At 74.5% G+C, this 19778-nt stretch carries 4 protein-coding genes and 2 pseudogenes; 4 read left to right on the forward strand and 2 right to left on the reverse strand.

The window, feature by feature from the left end; genetic code table 11:
- Positions 1–419 precede the first annotated feature (419 nt).
- The gene (locus tag R4Z63_RS32115; protein ID WP_384446411.1) at positions 420–2003 is read right to left on the reverse strand and encodes a long-chain-fatty-acid--CoA ligase; all 1584 of its coding nucleotides are present in this window, start codon (positions 2001–2003) and stop codon (positions 420–422) included.
- A gap of 7 nt (positions 2004–2010) precedes the next feature.
- Positions 2011–3570: a class I adenylate-forming enzyme family protein gene (locus R4Z63_RS32120; RefSeq protein WP_384446409.1), complete on the reverse strand. Its 1560-nt coding sequence runs from the start codon at positions 3568–3570 to the stop codon at positions 2011–2013.
- A 210-nt stretch (positions 3571–3780) separates the two neighbouring features.
- On the opposite strand from R4Z63_RS32120, the gene hemA reads away from it, so the two are divergent.
- The 4 genes and pseudogenes from hemA to R4Z63_RS32140 all read left to right on the forward strand — a co-directional run bounded on the left by hemA (position 3781) and on the right by R4Z63_RS32140 (position 19767).
- Positions 3781–5025, forward strand: a complete 1245-nt coding sequence (gene hemA, locus R4Z63_RS32125) for a 5-aminolevulinate synthase (RefSeq protein ID WP_384446407.1) — start codon at positions 3781–3783, stop codon at positions 5023–5025.
- 622 nt (positions 5026–5647) lie between these two features.
- A pseudogene (locus R4Z63_RS32130) lies at positions 5648–6922 on the forward strand (acyltransferase domain-containing protein); the annotation flags it as partial.
- A 159-nt stretch (positions 6923–7081) separates the two neighbouring features.
- A pseudogene (locus R4Z63_RS32135) lies at positions 7082–18949 on the forward strand (type I polyketide synthase); the annotation flags it as partial.
- Positions 18950–19005: 56 nt separating this feature from the next.
- Positions 19006–19767, forward strand: a complete 762-nt coding sequence (locus tag R4Z63_RS32140; RefSeq protein ID WP_491522643.1) for an acyl carrier protein — start codon at positions 19006–19008, stop codon at positions 19765–19767.
- Positions 19768–19778 lie beyond the last annotated feature (11 nt).

Raw genomic sequence — 19778 nt, forward strand, 5'->3', positions numbered from 1 at the left:
GGAATGCACCACCGGCACCGGCAGAGGCGACGAGCTCGGGGGTGATGGTGTTGGTGTTCTCGTTCTCGACCATGCGAACCCCTCATGCACGCCGTGGATGCCGTTCCGCGCGGGTGGGCGGGCGCGGCAACTGGCCTCACCGTGCCGGAGGCCACCCGGCCCGCCGGGCACCGACACGCCCTCGTCCGCCCTTCCCATCCCACCGGCCCCGCCTCCGCGGGCCTCCCTGCGGTTGGTTTGTTGGTGAGGGGTGAGGTTCCGTCGAGATGCGGGGATGGGTGACAGAGGGGCAGATGGGTCCCATGAGAGGTGTGGCGACGGTGAGACCGCCTCCGCGCCGGCACGGGGTGACCGTCGTCGCGCTACGGACCGGCAGGCCGCGGGTGCACCGGTACGCGGGCACCGCCCGGTACGACCCGCTACTGCCGTCCTGTTGTGTCGGTCAGGAGGGAGACCAGCTCGCGTTTGAGGATCTTGCCGCTGGGGCCCAGGGGGAAGGAGTCGGTGAACTCCACCCGGCGGGGGTATTTGTACGGGGCCATGCGCTCTCTGCTCCAGGCCACGATCTCGGAGGCGAGGGCAGGGCCCGGGGCCGCGCCGGGGCGGGTCGTCACCACGGCGCACACCTCCTCGCCGTGGACGGGGTGGGGCAGGCCGATGACGGCTGCCTGGGCGATGGCCGGGTGGCGGGCCAGGACGTCTTCGACCTCGCGCGGGTAGACGTTGTAGCCGCCGCGCAGGACGACGTCCTTCTTGCGGTCGACGATGGACAGGTAGCCCTCGTCGTCCTTGACGCCGAGGTCGCCCGAGCGGAACCAGCCGTCCACGATCGCCTCGGCGGTCGCCTCCGGCCGGTTCAGGTAGCCGGCCATCACGTTGTGCCCGCGGATGACGATCTCGCCCACCTCGCCGGCGGCGAGGAGCTCCACCCGGTCCTCCACATCCGCCCGGGCGATCTCGACCTCGACGCCCCAGATCGGCCGGCCCACGGTGCCCGGTCTGAGCGGCCACGACCGCTGGTTGTACGACACCACGGGAGAGGTCTCCGTCAGCCCGTACCCCTCGAAGACCGGGCAGCCGAACTCCTCCCGGAACGCGTCCATGAACGCCACCGGCAGCGCCGAGCCGCCGGAGAACGCGCGGTCGAGCTGAGGTCTGCGCGGGTCGGCGCGGGCCGCGTCGAGGAGCGCCCGGTACATGGTCGGGACGCCCATGAAGAGGGTGCACCGCTCCCGGACCATGAGGTCCAGCGCGCCCGGCCCGTCGAACCGGGGCATCAGGACCAGGGTCGCCCCGGCCCGGAAACAGGTGTTCATTCCGCAGATCTGGCCGAAGGTGTGGAAGAGGGGGAGACAGCCGAGCAGCACGTCGTCCGGCGTGAAGTCGAAGGGCGACTGCATCGTGGTGTCGACGTTCATGACGACGTTGAGGTGGGTGAGCAGGGCGCCCTTGGGGCGGCCGGTGGTGCCGGAGGTATAGAGGATCACCGCGATGTCACCGGGGTCGCGCGGCACCTGGCGGTCGACGGGTGCGCTGCGCGCCGCGAGCGCGTCCAGCCGCGGCGGGCGGCCACCCCCCTGCTCACCGTCCGCCCCTTCCTCCCCGTCTCCTTCCTCCATGACGGTGAGCAGGGGGGTGCCGGTCGCCTCCGCCGCCTTGCCGCCCTCGGCCAGCAGCGGGGCGGCGCAGACCAGTGCGACCGCCCCGGAATCCTCCAGGACGTACGCGATCTCGTCCGAGCGGAGCAGGGCGTGGACGGGGACCGCGATGGCGCCGAGCGCGAGTACGCCGAAGTAGGCCAGCGGGAAGTGCGGTGTGCTGGGCAGCAGCAGTGCCACCTTGTCGTCGGGGCCGATACCCCGCGCGCGCAGCGCCGCCGCGTACCGGCGTGCCCCGTCCCACAGTTCACGGTAGGTGATCCTCCGGGTACCGCACACCACCGCCGGGTGCTCCGGCCGTCGTAGCGCGGACTCGGCGAGGATGGCCGCCACGGAGAGGGTCACGGCGGTCTCACGCGCCCGCTTCGGCGGCCAGCCGCGCCTTGTCCGGCTTGCCGACGCCGGTGAGCGGCAGGGCGGGCCGGACGCGGATGTCGGCGGGGACGTGCTTGGGGGAGATGGTGGCCCGGATGTGCTCCGCCAGCTCCTCGGGGGTGACCGCACCCGGTGCGCGCAGCACCACGGCGGCGTGCAGGTGCTCGATCCGGTCCCGGTCCTTGACGCAGAAGACGGCGGCCTGCGCGACATCGGGGTGGGCGAGGAAGGCGTTCTCCACCGTCACCGGATGGATCTTGATGCCGTTGGTCTTGATCACCTCGCCGATCCGGCCGCGGAGGTGGAGGTAGCCGTCGCCGTCGACGAAGCCGAGGTCACCGGTGTGCACCCAGCGGTCCCGTACGGTCCGGGCGGTGAGCTCGGGTTCGGCCACGTACGCGCTCATCGTGAACGCCGACCGTACGCAGACCTCGCCGATCTCGCCGAGCGACAGGTCGCGGTGGTCGTCCGGGTCGGTGATCCGCACCCAGCCGGGCATCGGCCGGCCGACCGTTTCCCGCAGCCGGGGGTCGAGGTGCTCGGCGGGCGAGAGCATGCTGACGAAGCCCGCCTCGCTGGTCGCGTACACCTGGATCAGTACGTCGCCGAAGACCTTGACCGCCTCGGCCAGCCGCTCGGGGGACGCGGGGGAGCCCACGTACGTCACCATCTGGAGGCTGGAGAGGTCGGTCGAGCCCACCTCCGGCCGGTCCATCAGCAGGTAGAGCTGGGGAGGTGAGAGCAACATCCGGGTGATCTTGTACTGCTCGATGCAGCGCAGCGCGTCACCCGGGTCGAAGCCGTCCCGCAGGACCACCGAGCCGCCGGACGCCAGGGAGTCGTCGGCCGTGGCGCCGCTGGAGTGGCTGAGCGGGAGGCAGGCCAGGTAGACCGACCGCCAGCCCATCTGGAGCCCGGCCGAGATGAAGCCGTTGCGGGTGCGGAAGTCGAAGGCGATGCCCTTCGGCTCGCCCGTCGTGCCGCTCGTGTAGGTGACCACCGCGGGCCGGTCGAGCCCTATCCCCATGGCGGACGGGTCCAGCGCGTCCGCGTCGCCGGCCGTCAGGTCCAGGACGTCCGGACCGAGGTCGCCGAGGGCGACGAGGGCGAGCGGGGTGCCCAGCCGCTCGCGCAGCTCGCGGGCGGTCGCGACGTTCTCCGCGTCGACCGCCAGGTGCGTCGCGCCGGTGTCCCGGAGGACCTTGAGTTTGGCGTCGGCGGCCAAGTGGTCGGCCGGGTCGACCGCGTTGGTGGTGTGCAGGTGGACGACGGTGGCCCCGATCAGGTTCGCGGCGTAGCGCAGGACCAGGGTCGGGCCGGTGTTGGTGACGGTGAGGATGGCGACCACGGTGCCGGCCGTGCCGCCGCTCGCGTCGCTTCCGCCGGCGTGCCGGTGCAGGGAGTGCGCTGCGGACCGGACCAGGGCGGTCAGCTGCGCCGCGGTCAGCGTCCGGTCCCGCCAGGAGAGGACCACTTTCTCCGGCTCGGCGGAAATTACCTCAAGGATCTTGCTGACATACGTTTCGTTCGACGGCATAGAGAACTCCAGTGGTGCCGTGTCGAGGAATTTCGGCAGAGCCTACAACAAGCAAAGCGGGTGTACCAGGAGTGTGAATTGAAGAAACGGTCGCATCGGGGGTCTTGAATTGTCGCAGACCGCGTCATCGAAGTGATATTCCGCTCTGGGACAATCCCCTCTACCAGTCCGAGCCCCGTATCGGCGCAGCCTTCGGAGAAAAGGGTCGTCATGAACCAATACTTGGAGCTCTTCTCGCGGCACATGGAGGAAGGCGGGTCCGCAGAGGCGAAACGGGAGTTTCTGGAGGTCAGCCGGCTCGCCGGGAAATTTCCCGCGGCCCGGAGCCTGCGCGACGGCATCGGCTCCGAGATCAGCGTGTGGTGCAGCAACGACTATCTGGGAATGGGTCAGCACCCGCTGGTGCTCGCCGCGACCCGGGAAGCCCTCGACGCGTACGGCGCGGGCTCGGGCGGCTCCCGGAACATCGGGGGGACCAACCATTACCACGTACTGCTGGAGCAGGAACTCGCAGATCTGCACGGCAAGGCCGACGCCCTCCTCTTCACGTCGGGATACACCGCCAATGACGGCGCCCTCACGGTCCTCGCCGGCCGGCTGGGCGACTGCGTCGTCTTCTCCGACGAGATGAACCACGCCTCGATCATCGACGGACTCCGCCACAGCGGCGCCGAGAAGCGCATTTTCCGCCACAACGACACCGCGCATCTCGAAGAGCTGATATCCGCCACCGATTCCGACCGGCCGAAGATGATCGTCATGGAGTCGGTCTACTCGATGGGCGGTGACGTTGCCCCGCTCGCCGAGATCGCCGCCATCGCCCGCAGGCACGGCGCGATGACCTTCCTCGACGAGGTCCACGCGGTCGGCATGTACGGGCCGCAGGGAGCAGGCATCGCCGCGAGCCTGGGCCTGGCCGACGAGTTCACCGTCATCATGGGCACCTTGGCCAAGGGCTTCGGCACTACCGGCGGCTACATCGCCGGCCCCGCCGAACTGGTCGACGCGGTACGCGGTCTGTCCCGCTCCTTCATCTTCACCACGGCCCTGCCCCCCTCGGTCGTGGCGGGCGCGCTCGCCGCCGTCCGGCACCTGCGCGCCTCCGACGAGGAACGCGACCGGCTCCGCGAGAACGCCCGGCTGACGCACCGGCTGCTCACCGAACACGGCATCCCCTTCGTCTCCGACGAATCCCACATCGTCTCGATCTTCGTCGGGGACGACGCGCTCGCCCAGCGGATCTCCGGCCTGCTGCTGGAGCGCCACGGCATCTATGTGCAGTCGATCAACGCGCCGAGCGTGCGGGCCGGTCAGGAGATCCTCCGGAGCGCGCCCGGTGCCGTCCACGAACCCGCCGCGGTTGCGGAGTTCGTCGCGGCCCTGGACGGCATCTGGGAGGAGCTGGGCGTGACGCGCGCACCGGGCTGGCGCCGGTCCGCCGTGACGCACGGCTGACCCGCCCCCGAGGTGCGCGCGGCCCTCCCGCACTCCGCGACCCGCCCGCCCCCGTACCCGTACCCGTACACACGCCGTACACGTGCCCGTACGCGTACCCCTGTCCGTGTCGCGGCCTGCGCTATCGGGCTGCTATGCGGCTTAGGAAAGATCGGCGTCGCAGGTCCGGCGGAGGTACGCGCCGGGCATGACGAAGGCGCCCCGGCCGGCGCGGGACCCGCGGGAGCGGGCGCCCGCCCAGGTCCGGTGACGGAAGGTCCTGCTCGCCGTGAAGGAGTCCGAAAACACGATGGCGCACCCCGACGGTACGGAAGCACCGCTGCTGTGGACACTGGCCGGCAACGGCAAGGACGCGCTGGCGACCGGAGCACGCGAGCTGCACGCGCACCTGGCCGGCCGTGACGACTGGAGTCCGCAGGACGTCGCGTTCACCCTCGCGCGCACCGCGTCCGGAGGGAGCCGGCGGGCGGCACTGGTCGCGGACGGGCGCGACGGCTTCCTGGAGCGGCTGGACGCGCTCGCCGACGGCCGGACCATGCCCGGCCTGGTGGAGGGGTCGGCCGCCGGGTCCGCCCGGCGGGTCGCCTTCGTGTTTCCCGGACAGGGCGCGCAGTGGCCTCGGATGGCGGTCGACCTGCTGGACGCCTCCCCGGTGTTCCGCGACCGGATGGACGCGTGCGCGCAGGCCCTGGAACCCTTCATCGACTGGTCACTGATGGACGTGCTCCGCGACCCGGACGCGCCCGGCGCCCCCGCGGCCGACCGGGCCGACGTGGTGCAGCCCGTGCTGTTCGCCGTGACGGTGTCCCTGGCCGCGCTGTGGCGCTCACACGGGGTACGGCCGGACGCGGTGCTCGGCCACAGTGTCGGCGAGGTCACCGCCGCCGAGGTCTCCGGCGCGCTGTCCCTGGACGACTCCGCGCGCGTGGTGGCTTTGTGGAGCCAGGCCCAGGCCACGCTGGCCGGGCGCGGGGACATGGTCTCCGTGATGGCCCCGGCCGGCGAGGTCGAACCGCGGCTGGGCCGCTGGGACGGCCGCCTCGTCGTCGCCGCGCACAACGGCCCGCGGTCCGTGATCGTCTCCGGCGACCGCGACGCCGCGGCCGAACTCCTCGACGGACTCGCGGCCGACGGGGTGCACGCACGGCGGATCGCGGTGGGCCTGGCCGCCCATTCCCCGCACATCGACGAGATCGTCCCCCGGATGCGCGCCGACCTCGCCCCGGTCCGCCCCCGCACCCCGCACCTGCCCTACTACTCCGGGCTGACCGGCGGACGGCTGGACGTCCCGATCCTGGACGCCGACTACTGGTGCCGCAACCTGCGCGGCACGGTCCTCTTCCGGCAGGCCGCCGGAGCCCTGCTGCGGGACGGCCACGACGTCCTGCTGGAGGTCAGCCCGCACACCGTGCTCACTTCCGCCCTCACGGACACCGCGCAGGAGCGCGGCACACAGGCCGCCGTCCTCGGCACGCTGCGCCGCAACCAGGACGGGCCGGGCCGGTTCCTGACCTCGCTCGGTGAACTGTACGTACGCGGTGCCGCGCCGGGCCCCGACCCGCAGGCGCGTTCCGCCGGGCCGGGCACCCTCGTACCCGAACTCCCGCTGGCGGCCCTCACGGAGGCCGTCCCGGCGGGCGCGTCCGGAGCGGCGGACGGGCACGGGACGGCGGACGGCGACGGGCAGCGGGACGACGGCGCCGCGTTCCGCGCGGAGCTGGCCGCCATGGACCCGGCGGAGCGACGCGCCGCGCTGGCCCGGCTGGTGGCAGCGGAGACCGCCGCGCTGACCGGGCGGTCCGACCCGGTCCCCGGCCGACTGGCCTTCCTCGACCTCGGATTCGACTCCGTCACCGCGGTGGAGCTGCGCAACCGGCTGAGCGCGGCGACGACGCTGCGCATCCCCGCGACGGTCGTCTTCGACTGCCCGACCCCGGACGACCTGACCGCGTACCTGTGCGCTGCGCTCTCCGGTGAACGGCCCGGTGAGGACGCCGACGCGGACGCGCCTGTGCCGGTGCGGGCCGCGGACGACGACCCCGTGGTGATCGTCGGCATGGGCTGCCGCTACCCCGGGGGCGTCGGCAGCCCGGACGACCTGTGGGAGCTGGTGTCGAACGGCGTCGACGCGGTCTCCGCGCTGCCCGACAACCGCGGCTGGGACCTCGCCGGGCGCTACGACCCCGCGCCGGGGACACCGGGCCGCTACTACCAGCGCGAGGCCGGGTTGCTGTACGACGCGGCCGACTTCGACGCGGAGTTCTTCGGCATCTCGCCGCGCGAGGCGCTGGCCATGGACCCGCAGCAGCGGCTCCTGCTGGAGACCACCTGGGAGGTGCTGGAGCGGACCGGGATCGAACCGTCCACCCTGCGCCGCACCCGGACGGGCGTCTTCGTCGGCGCGATGACCATGGACTACGGGCCCTCCCTCGAACAGGGTGCCGACGCGGGCGGCCACCTGCTGACCGGCAACACCGGAAGCGTCGCCTCGGGCCGGCTGGCCTACATCCTCGGGCTGGAGGGAGCGGCGGTCACCGTCGACACGGCCTGCTCCTCCTCGCTGGTCGCCCTGCACCTCGCGGTACGTGCGGTGCGGTCGGGGGAATGCTCGCTGGCGCTCGCCGGAGGCGCCACCGTGATGTCCACGGTCGGCATGCTCGTCGAGTTCAGCCGGCAGGGCGGCCTGGCCCCCGACGGCCGCTGCAAAGCGTTCGCGGCAGCGGCCGACGGCTTCGGCCTGGCCGAGGGCGTGGGCATGCTGCTGGTGGAGCGGTTGTCGGACGCGCGGCGGAACGGGCATCCGGTGCTGGCGGTGATCCGTGGTTCTGCGGTGAACCAGGACGGTGCGAGCAATGGGTTGACGGCGCCGAACGGTCCGTCGCAGCAGCGGGTGATCCGGGCGGCGTTGGCGGACGCGGGGTTGTCGGCTGCCGAGGTGGACGTGGTGGAGGCGCACGGTACGGGGACCCGGCTGGGTGACCCGATCGAGGCGCAGGCGTTGCTGGCGACGTACGGGCAGGGGCGTCCGGCGGACCGGCCTGTGTGGATCGGCTCGCTCAAGTCCAACATCGGACACGCCCAGGCCGCGGCGGGCGTGGGCGGGGTCATCAAATCGGTGCTGGCCCTGCGGCACGGAGTGATGCCGAAGACGCTGCACGTGGACGGCCCGACGCCCGAGGTGGACTGGTCGGCGGGGGCCGGACGGCTGCTGACGGAGGCCCGTACGTGGGACGACACGGGCCGTCCGCGACGGGCGGGCGTGTCCTCCTTCGGGATCAGCGGCACCAACGCCCATGTGATCGTGGAGGCGGCGCCGGCCGACGAACCGGCCGGGGAACCGGGCGACGGGCCGTCCGTGCAGCCGGGCGGGACGGTGGTGTGGCCCCTGTCGGCACGCACCCCGGAGGCGCTGCGCGCGCAGGCGGCGGCGCTGTCGGCCCGGGTCGGCGACGGGTCGGGCGCCGAGGCCGCCGACGTGGGCTTCTCGCTGGCCACGGGCCGCGCGGTCTGGGGACACCGCAGGGCGCTGGTCGGTGACGGCGACGAACTGCGGGCGCTGCTGCAGCAGTTGGCCGATGGCGGCGCGGAGCCGGGCCCGGTGCGCGGGGAGGGTGTATTGCCGACCGACGCCACGGTGTTGGTGTTTCCGGGTCAGGGTTCGCAGTGGGTGGGGATGGCTGTGGAGCTGCTGGCTGGGTCGGTGGTGTTTGCGGGGCGGATGGCGGAGTGTGAGCGGGCTTTGTCGCCGTTTGTGGATTGGTCGTTGGTGGAGGCGTTGGGGTCGGGGGAGTTGCTGGGGCGGGTTGATGTGGTGCAGCCGGTGTTGTGGGCTGTGATGGTGTCGTTGGCGGAGGTGTGGCGGTCGTTCGGTGTTGTTCCGGATGCGGTGGTGGGGCATTCGCAGGGTGAGATCGCGGCTGCGTGTGTGGCGGGTGGTTTGAGCCTGGAGGATGGGGCTCGGGTGGTGGCGTTGCGTTCGCGTGCGGTGGGGGTGTTGGCGGGTCGGGGTGGGATGGCGTCGGTGCCGCTGCCGGTGGACGCGGTACGGGAGCGGATCGCCGGGTGGGATGGTCGTCTGTCGGTGGCGGCGGTGAACGGACCTTCGTCCACGGTGGTGTCGGGTGATGCGGACGCGGTCGCGGAACTGGTGGCGGAGTTCGTGGAGGAGGGGGTGCGGGCGCGCCTGATCGAGGTCGATTACGCCTCGCATTCTTCGCATGTGGAGGAGATCCGTGAGCAGTTGCTCGCGGATCTGGCCGGGGTGGCGCCGGGCTCGGGTTCGGTGCCGTTCTTCTCGACGGTGACGGGTGGCTGGCTGGATACGAAGGCTCTGGATGCGGAGTACTGGTACCGCAACCTGCGGGAGACGGTCTGCTTCGAGGAGGCGACCCGTGCGCTGCTGGACAGCGGGCACCGCGTCTTCATCGAGGCCAGCGCCCACCCGGTGCTGGGCGTGGCCGTGGCGGAGTCGGTGGAGGCCGCGGGTGTGGACGCCGCGGTGCTCGGCACTCTGCGTCGTGGTGAGGGTGGTCTCGATCAGGTGCTGCGTGCGGTGGGCCGGGCCTGGGAACGCGGTGTGGGCGTGGACTGGTCGGGGGCGTTTCCGGGGGCGCGGCGGGTCGAGCTGCCGACGTACGCCTTCCAGCGCAGCCGCTACTGGCTGACGGCACCCGCCCCCGTACCCGCTCCGGCCGCCGAGGACCGCTGGGACGACCTGGAAGGGCAGGACCCGGCCCGGCTCGCCGAGACCCTGGGCGTCGGCCGTGACGCCCTGGACGAGGTGCTGCCCGCCCTGGCCGCCTGGCGCTCCGCCCGGACCCGTGAACGGCGGGCCGAATCCTGGCGCTACCGCGTCACCTGGACGCCCCTGTCGGTCGCCCCGGCGGACGGACTCGCCGGCCGCTGGCTTGCCCTGCGCCCCGAGAGCGATGCCGCGGCGGCCGTCCTCGACGCGCTCCGCGATGCCGGAGCCGACCTGATTCCGTGCGTCGTCGCCGGTCCGGGCACCACCCGTGGGGAACTGGCCGTGCTGCTCACGGATGCCGTCGGGGGACAGCCGATCGCCGGAGTGCTGTCGCTGCTGTCCTGGGAGGAGCGCACCCATCCCCAGCACCCCGACCTCCCCGGCGGCCCGGCGCTGACCCTCGCGCTGGCCCAGGCGCTGGAGGATGCGGGCATCGACGCCCGCCTCTGGACGCTGACCACCGGAACGGCGGCCCTGGGCGGCGCGGAGCGGCCCGGAACCGTCGGGCAGGCCGCGTCCGCGGCCCTGGGCCGGACCGCGGCCCTGGAACACCCGCACCGCCGGGGCGGCCTGGTCGACCTGCCCGAGGTGCTGGACGCGCGCGCCGCCCGCCGCCTGTGCGCGGTGCTCGCGGGAGCCGTAGCCGACGAGGAGCAGGTGGCGGTGAGGTCCACCGGCATCCACGGACGGCGCCTGCGCCCCGCCCCTTCCGCTTCCTCCGCTGCCCCTCTCGCCGCGCCGTCGGAGGGCCGTGCGGACGGCCCGGCCGTCCCGGTGCGGTCCGGTCCGAAGTGGCAGGGCACGGTCCTCGTGACCGGTGGCACCGGTGGCGTCGGCTCGCACACGGCGCGCTGGCTCGCGGGCCAGGGCGCGGAGCGGCTGCTGCTGGTCAGCCGCCGCGGCGCCGACGCACCCGGTACGGACGCCCTGCGGGCGGAACTGACGGCGCTGGGCGCCGAGGTGGCCTTCGCCGCCTGCGATGTAGCCGACCCGGTCGCCCTGGCGGCGCTGATCGACGCCATCCCGGTGCAGTACCCGCTGTCCGCCGTCATCCACGCGGCGGGCGTCCTGGACGACGGCGTGGTCGACGCCCTCGACCCGGCCCGGCTCGCCGTGGTGCTGCGCGCCAAACTGACCGCCGCGCGGAACCTGCACGAGGCCACCGCGGGCCTGAACCTCTCGGCCTTCGTGGTGTTCTCGTCCGTGATGGGCGTCCTGGGCAACGCCGGGCAGGGCAACTACGCCGCCGCCAACGCCGCCGTGGACGCGCTTGTCGCCGCCCGCCGGGCCGCCGGACTGCCCGGCACCTCCGTGGCCTGGGGCGCCTGGGCCGGGCCGGGCATGCTCGCGGACGACGTCGCCGCGCGGCTGCGGGACTTCGGCATGCCGGTGATGGAACCCGAAACGGCCGTCACCGCGATCGGTCGGGCCCTTGCCGAGGACGACGCGCTGGTGATGGTCGCTGACATCGACTGGCGGCGCTTCACCGCGGGCATGGGGCTGCGCTCCACCGCCCTGCTGGACGCGCTGCCGGACCCGGCCGGGGCCCCGGCCGCCCCCGACACCGGCGCACCGCCGGCCCGGGACGGCGGCTCCGCCGACGGAGCCCACGACGCCGACACCCTGCGGCAGCAGGTCGCCGTACTGCCTCGCCACGAGGACCGAGTCCGGACCCTCACCGAGCTGGTACGCGCCCACGCCGCGGCGGTCCTACGCCACCCCGACGTGAACACGGTCCAGCCCGCCAAGGCGTTCTCCGCGCTCGGCTTCGACTCACTGACCGCCGTGGAACTGCGCAACCGCCTCGCCACCGCCACCGGACTCGCCCTGCCCGCCACCGTCCTCTTCGACCACCCCACCCCGTCGGCCCTCGCCGACCGGCTGCTCGCCGAACTCGGCCTCCCGGACGCGCCGGAGGAGACCGCCGCTCCCGTCGCGACCGGGGCGCACCGCACCGCGGAGACCGGCCGCAGCGAGCCGATCGCGATCGTCGGCATGGGCTGCCGCTTCCCCGGCGGAGTCACCCGGCCCGAGGACTTCTGGCAGCTGCTGTCCGAAGGCACCGACGCCGTCGGCGACTGGCCCTCGAACCGGGGCTGGGACACCGACGGCCTGTACGACCCGGACCCCGACCGGGCCGGCACCACGTACAGCAGGCAGGGCGGTTTCCTGCACGACGTCCCCGAGTTCGACGCCGAGTTCTTCGGCATCTCGCCCCGCGAAGCCCTGGCCATGGACCCGCAGCAGCGGCTGCTCCTGGAGACCACCTGGGAGGCTGTCGAGCGCGCCGGACAGGACCCGACCGCACTGAAGGACCGCCAGGTCGGGGTCTACATCGGCACCAATGGCCAGGACTACTCCGCCCTGCTGGAGGGCGCCGAGGGCATCTCCGAAGGCCACCTGCTGACCGGCAACACGGCCAGCGTGCTGTCCGGACGGCTCTCCTACGTCCTCGGCCTCCAGGGGCCCTCGCTCACCGTGGACACCGCGTGCTCGTCGTCCCTGGTGGCGCTGCACCTGGCCGTCCAGGCCCTGCGCCGCGGCGACTGCGAACAGGCCCTCGCGGGCGGGGTGACGGTGATGAGCACACCGAAGCTTTTCGTCGAGTTCAGCCGTCAGCGCGGACTCGCCGCCGACGGACGCTGCAAGGCGTTCTCCGCCGAGGCGGACGGCACCGGCTGGGGTGAGGGCGCCGGCGTCCTGCTGCTGGAGCGCCACAGCGACGCCCTGCGCCACGGCCACCCGGTCCTCGCGCTGATCAGCGGCACCGCCGTGAACCAGGACGGCGCCAGCAACGGGCTCACCGCCCCCAACGGACCCTCCCAGCAGCAGGTCATCCGGGCCGCGCTCGCCGACGCGGCGCTGCGTGCCGACCAGATCGACGCGGTCGAGGCCCACGGCACCGGGACCCGGCTCGGCGACCCGATTGAAGCGCAGGCCCTCCAAGCCGTGCACGGGCCCGACCGCCCCGCGGACCGGCCGCTGTGGCTCGGCTCGGTGAAGTCGAACATCGGGCACACCCAGGCCGCGGCCGGGGTGGCCGGGGTGATGAAGATGGTGCTGGCCATCTGCCACGGCGAACTCCCGGGCACCCTCCACGCGGATGCGCCGAACCCGCACGTCGACTGGTCCGGTGGCGCGATCCGGCTGCTCACCGGGCACACCCCGTGGCCGCGGACCGGGGGCCCGCGCCGGGCGGGCGTGTCGTCGTTCGGCATCAGCGGGACCAACGCGCACGCGATCATCGAGCAGGCGCCCGTCATCGCGGTCGTGCCTGCCCCGGACCCGGCCGACACCGGCACCGCGGACGAGACCGGCACCCATGGCGCCACTGCCACCGCGGCCGTCGCCGCGGTCACCGCGACCACGCCCACCGCCCGCCGGACCGGCCCGCCCGTGCCGCTGCTGCTGTCGGCCAGGACGCCGGAGGCGCTGCGGGCGCAGGCGGACCGGCTGGTGGGCCGGCTCGACGCCGACCCGGACCTCGAACTGGCCGACGTCGCCTACTCGCTGGTCACCGGCCGCGCCCCGCTCGAACACCGGGCCGCCGTCCTGGGGCAGGACCGGGCGTCCGTCCGGCGCTCACTGACCGCCCTCGCGCGGGGCACCACGGCGGGCCGGCTGCTCACCGGCCGCGCCGGGCACTCCGGCCGGACCGCCTTCCTCTTCCCGGGACAGGGCAGCCAGCGGGCCGGGGCCGGCGCCGGGCTCTACCGCGACGACCCGGTGTTCGCCGATGCCCTCGACGAGGTGCTGACCGGGCTCGACCCGCACCTCGACCTGCCCCTGCGCGACATCCTGTTCGCCGCGCCCGGAACCCCCGGGGCGGAGCTCCTCGACCGCACCCGGTACACCCAGCCCGCGCTGTTCGCCCTGGAAACGGCCCTGTTCCGGCTCGTCCGGCACTGGGGCGTGCGGCCCGACCTGCTGATGGGGCACTCCATCGGCGAGCTCGCCGCCGCCCACGCCGCGGGCGTACTGGACCTCGCCGACGCCTGCGCGCTGGTCGCGGCCCGGGGCCGGCTGATGGACGCGCTGCCCGCGGGCGGAGCGATGGTGGCCGTGGAGGCCACGGAGGAGGAAGTGCGCCAGGCCCTGCACGACGGCCTCGCGGCCCGCGCCGGGCAGGACCCGGAGCGGGGCGCGGTGGACGTCGCTGCCGTCAACGGGCCCTTCTCCGTAGTCCTGTCCGGCGACGAGGACGCGGTAAGGCGGCTGGCCGGGGTGTTCCGCTCCCGCGGCCGGCGCACCCGGCGCCTCAGCGTGAGCCACGCCTTCCACTCCGCCCGGATGGACGGGATGCTCGACGCGTTCCGGGACGTGGCCGAGTCGCTGACCTACCACGCGCCCGGCATCGAGATCATCTCCAACCTGACCGGCCGGACGGCCACGGCCGCCGAACTCCGCTCCCCGGACCACTGGGTGCGCCACGTACGGGACACCGTCCGCTTCCTGGCGGGGGCCCGCCGGCTGCGGGCCGAGGGTGCGACGACGTTCCTCGAACTCGGCCCCGGCGGCGTGCTGTCCGGCATGCTGCACACCTGCCTCGCCGACCCCGAAGCCGGTCCCGAAGAAGCCGCCCCTGGCACCGATACCGCTTCCGCCTCCGCTTCCAGCGCCCACCGGACGGTGCCGCTGCTGCGCGACGGCCGGGCCGAGACCGACGCGGTCCGCACCGCACTCGCCTCGCTGCACCTGCACGGCGTACCGGTGGACTGGTCGGCGGGTTGGAGCGGCACCGACGTACGACGGGTCGACCTGCCCACCTACGCCTTCCAGCGCAGGCGCTTCTGGCCGGAAGCCGCCCTCGACCCGGCCCCCGCAGCCTGGCGCTCCCGCCGGGCGATCGAGGCCCCGGCCGGACCGCAGCGCTACCGCATCGCGTGGCAGCCGCTCACTGCGCCCGCCGAGGCCCGGCTCTCCGGCCGCTGGCTGCTCGTCACCCCGGACGGACCCGGCGCCGAGGACACCGCGCTCGCCTGCGAACAGGCCCTCGCCGGACACGGCGCCGACGTGGTCGTGATCCGGGTCGGGGCTACCGTCGAACGGACGGAACTGGCCGCACTGTTACCGGAGTTCGGCGCCCTGGATGGCGTCCTGTCGCTGCTGGGCCTGGCCGAGGGAACCCATCCGCGGCTGCGCACGCTGGACGCCTGCCTGACCGGGACCCTGCTGCTGCTCCAGGCCCTGGGCGAAAGCGGCATCGACGCACCCCTGTGGTGCGCCACCCGCGGTGCGGTGGCGGTCGACGGCACCACACCGGTCCGCCCCGAGCAGGCCCAGGTGTGGGGCCTGGGCCGGGTTGCGGCGCTGGAGCACCCGCGGCGCTGGGGCGGCCTGGTCGACCTGCCGGAGCTGCTGGACGGACCCGTGCTGGAAGGGCTGTGCGCGGTGCTGGCCGGACACGACGGCGAGGACCAGGTGGCCGTACGCGCGCCGGGACTCCTGGGCCGCCGCCTCGTCCCCGCACCGGGACCCGCGGCGCCCGGGCCCGCACCGTGGACCCCGCGCGGCACGGTCCTCGTCACCGGAGGCACCGGAGGCCTCGGCGCCCAGGTGGCGCGCTGGCTGGCGGAGCGCGGCGCGGAGCACCTCGTACTGCTGAGCCGGCGCGGGCCCGAGGCGCCGGGAGTCGACGCCCTCGTCGCCGCGCTGGCGGAGCTCGGGGCCCGGAGCACCGTACTGGCCTGCGACGTCGCCGACCGGACCGCACTGGAAGGGGTCCTGGCGCGACTGCGCGCCGAGGACGACACCGTACGGGCCGTGGTGCACACCGCGGGACTGACCTCCGACACCCCGCTCGCCGACTGCACCCCGGAGGAGCTGGCCGCGGACACGGCGGCCAAGACGCGGGGCGCGGCGCACCTGGACGCCCTGTTCGAGGGCGTCGGACTCGACGCGTTCGTGCTGTTCTCCTCGATCTCGGCCACCTGGGGCAGCGGCGGTCAGGGCGCGTACGCGGCGGCCAACGCCTACCTGGACGGCCTGGCCGCGGCGCGCCGCGGCCGCGGCCTGACGGCGGCCTCGGTGGCTTGGGGCCCCTGGTTCGGCGCGGGCATGGCCGACGGCGCCACCGGGGACGGCCTGCGCCGCCACGGCCTGGTGCCGATGGACCCCGCGGCGGCCCTCGCCGCGCTCGGGCTGGCACTGGACCTGGACGAGACCGAAGCGGTGGTCGCCGAGGTCGACTGGAGCCGCTTCGCTCCCACCTTCGGATCCGTGCGCGCCAGTGCGCTGCTGCGCGGACTGCCGGCCGCCGCGGAGACCCCGCCGCCGGACGGCGGCCCCGCCGCGGACGCCCCCGCCGGAGCCGGTACGGGCGGCGACCCGTCGTGGCGGCAGCGGCTGGAGCGGCTGTCCGGGCCGGAGGGCCGCAAGCTGCTGACGGAACTGGTCCGCAGCGAGGCGGCGGCGGTGCTGGGCCACGAGTCGGCGGGCGAGTTCGCGGCCGAACGCCCCTTCCGGGAGGCGGGTTTCGATTCGCTCACCGCCGTCGAACTCCGCAACCGGCTGGTCGAGGTCACCGGCCTGCCGCTGGCCCTCACCTCCGTCTTCGACCACCCGACGGCAGCCGCCCTCGCCGCGCACCTCTTCGACGGACTGAGCGACACCGAAGCCGAAGCCGCGGCCGTCGGCGGCCCGGCCGGACCCGCAGTGGACGACGAGCCGCTGGCCATCGTCTCGATGGCCTGCCGCTTCCCCGGCGGCGTCCGCTCGCCCGAGGACCTGTGGCGGCTGGTGGACGACGGGGTGGACGCGGTCGCCGCGCTGCCCGCCGACCGCGGCTGGTCGCTGGACACCCTCTACGACCCCGACCCCCTGCACCCCGGGACCTTCTACACCACCGGAGGCGGATTCCTGGACGGGGCGGCCGAGTTCGACGCGGAGTTCTTCGGCGTCTCGCCGCGCGAAGCCCTGGCCATGGACCCGCAGCAGCGGCTGCTGCTGGAGACCAGCTGGGAGGCGCTGGAGCGGGCCGGACTCGACCCCGCGTCGGTACGCGGCAGCGAGGGCGGCGTCTACGTCGGCGTCGCGACCCAGGGCTACGGAACCGGCCCGCAGAACCCGTCCGACGAGGTCGAGGGGCACCTGCTGAGCGGCACCGTCACCAGCGTCGCGTCCGGTCGCATCTCCTACACCCTCGGACTCGGCGGCCCCGCCGTGACCGTCGAGACGGCCTGCTCGTCCTCGCTGGTGGCCCTGCACCTGGCCGGGCAGGCGCTGCGCGCCGGGGACTGCTCGTTCGCTCTGGTCGGCGGCGCCGCGGTGATGGCGAGCCCGGACGTCTTCGTCGAGTTCAGCCGTCAGCAGGGGCTCTCGCCCGACGGCCGCTGCCGCTCCTTCGCCGAAGGCGCGAACGGCACCGGCTGGGGCGAGGGCGTGGGCGTGCTGCTCGTGGAACGCCTCTCCGACGCGCGCCGCCTCGGGCACCCGGTCCTCGCCCTCGTCCGCAGCACCGCGGTCAACCAGGACGGCGCCAGCAACGGCCTGACCGCCCCCAGCGGTCTCGCACAGCAGCGGGTCATCAAGGCCGCGCTCGCCACCGCCGGACTGGCCGGTACCGACATCGACCTGGTCGAGGCCCACGGCACCGGCACCGTACTCGGCGACCCCATCGAGGCCCAGGCCCTGCTGGCCACGTACGGCCAGGACCGGCCCGAGGGGCGGCCGCTGTGGCTGGGGTCGCTGAAGTCGAACATCGGGCACACCCAGGCCGCCGCAGGGGTCGCCGGGGTCATCAAGACCGTCCTCGCCCTCCGCCACGGCGTCCTGCCCCGCACCCTGCACGCCCAGGAGGCGTCGAGCCGGGTCGACTGGTCGGCCGGCGCGGTGCGGCTGCTCGCGCAGGCCCGTCCCTGGGACGCCCCGGACGGGAACCGGCCGCGCCGGGCCGGGGTCTCTGCCTTCGGCATGAGCGGCACCAACGCGCACGCCATCCTTGAGGAAGCCCCCGCCGACAGCGCCCCGCCGGCCGAAGGCGCGCCCGACGAACGGTCCGGCGACGTCGCGGACACCGAAGCCACGGGGGCCACCGCGGAAACCGTGCCGTGGCTGCTGTCCGCCATGACCCCCGCGGCCCTGCGCCGCCAGGCCCGCCGGCTGGCCGAGCACCTGCGCGCCGACGGCGGCCGGGACGCCGCCGGAGCGGCCCGCGCGCTCGCCACCACCCGCCCCGCCCTGCCGTTCCGGGCCGCCGCCACCGGCCGCGACCGCGACGCGCTCCTCGGCTGGCTGGACGCCCTCGCCGCCGGCGAACCCGCGCCCCACGCCGTGCAGGACCGGGCGCGCGGCGGCCGTACCGCCTTCGTCTTCCCCGGCCAGGGCGCGCAGTGGGCCGGGATGGCCGTGGCCGCGCTCGACACCTCCGAGGCGTTCGCCGCCACGATCGCCGCCTGCGAACGCGCCCTCGCCCCGCACACCGACTGGTCCTTGACCGAGGTGCTCCGCGGCGCGCCCGGCGCGCCCTCGCTCGACCGCGTGGACGTCGTCCAGCCGGTGCTGTTCGCCGTGATGGTGGCGCTCGCCGCGCACTGGCGGGCCACCGGGGTCACCCCCGACGCGGTCGTCGGACACAGCCAGGGCGAGATCGCCGCCGCCTGCGTCGCCGGAGCGCTCTCGCTCGACGACGCGGCCCTCGTGGTGGCACGGCGCAGCCGGGCGCTGCTGCGGCTGGCCGGGCGCGGCGGCATGGTGTCGGTCGCCGCCTCCGCCGAGCGGACCGCCCGCCTGCTGCCCGACGGCGGACGCGTGGGCGTGGCCGCGGTCAACGGCCCGGCGGCCGTGGTCGTCGCCGGAGAGCCGCAGGAGCTGGCCGCCCTGCTCGAAGCCTGCGAGCGGGAAGGCGTACGAGCCCGGGCGATCCCGGTGGACTACGCGGCGCACTCGGCCCAGGTCGCCGAGATCGAGGACGAACTGCGCGAAGCCCTCGCCGGGATCCGCCCGCGGGCCTCGGCCGTCCCGCTCTACTCGACGGTGACCGGCGAACCGGTCGCCGGAGAATCGCTCGACGCCGCCTACTGGTACCGCAACCTGCGCGAGCCGGTCGACTTCGTCGGCGCGACCCGCACCCTGGTGGACGCGGGCCACACCCTGTTCGTGGAGGTCGGCCCGCATCCGGTGCTGCTCGCCGGGATCGAGGCGGTGGCCGGCGACGCCGGCCGGGAGGTGGCGGCGGTCGGCACGCTGCGCCGCGGCGACGGCGGCCGGGACCGCCTGCTGGCCTCCCTGACCGAAGCGTGGGCGAGCGGCGGCGGCCCGGTGGACTGGACGCCCTGGACGGGAACCGCCGACCCGGACGCCACACCCTTCCTGCTGCCCACCTACCCCTTCCAGCGCGACCGGTACTGGCTGCCCACCCCCGCGGCCGGACGGCCGCCACGGTCCCCCGTACCCCAACGGAGCCCGTCGAGCCTGTCGAGCCCGTCGAGTCGGGCGCGGCCGCGGGCGACGACGCGGACACCCCCGCCGTCCTCCTGGCCGCCCGGCTGGCCCCGCTGGACCGGCAGGCCCGCCGTCAGGCCGTACTCGACCTGGTCATCCGGCACGCCGCCGCGGTCCTGGGCCATCCCGGCACCGGTCCGGTCCGCGCGGAGCGCTCCTTCTCCGAGGTCGGCTTCGACTCGATGCTCGCGGTGCGGTTCCGGAACGTACTGGTCGAGGCGACCGGGCTGCCCGTACCGCCGACGGTCGTCTTCGACCACCCGACGCCCGACGCACTCGCCGCACACCTGGATGCGGAGCTCTCCGCCGCGCCCGCACCGCCCTCGCCGCTGCTGGCCGAACTGGACCGGCTGGCCGTGCTCCTCGCGGCCGTGCCGCCCGGAGCGGCCGGTACCGACGGGGTCGGCGAACGACTGGACGCGCTGCTGCGCGGCTGGGGCCGGCGCGGAGCCGCCCCGGACGGCGGGACCCCACCGCCCGCACCCGCCGAGGACACCGCAACCGCCACGGCGGACGAACTGTTCGCCCTGCTCGACAACAACTTCGGCAACGCCTGAGAGAGAGCTGG

The organism is Streptomyces sp. PL-29 (genome assembly GCF_058344425.1).

Bases quoted from the DNA above. Each gene is read 5' to 3' on its own strand.
- R4Z63_RS32120 (WP_384446409.1), bottom strand. From the start codon at position 3,570: ATGCCGTCGAACGAAACGTATGTCAGCAAGATCCTTGAGGTAATTTCC.
- hemA (WP_384446407.1), top strand. From the start codon at position 3,781: ATGAACCAATACTTGGAGCTCTTCTCGCGGCACATGGAGGAAGGCGGG.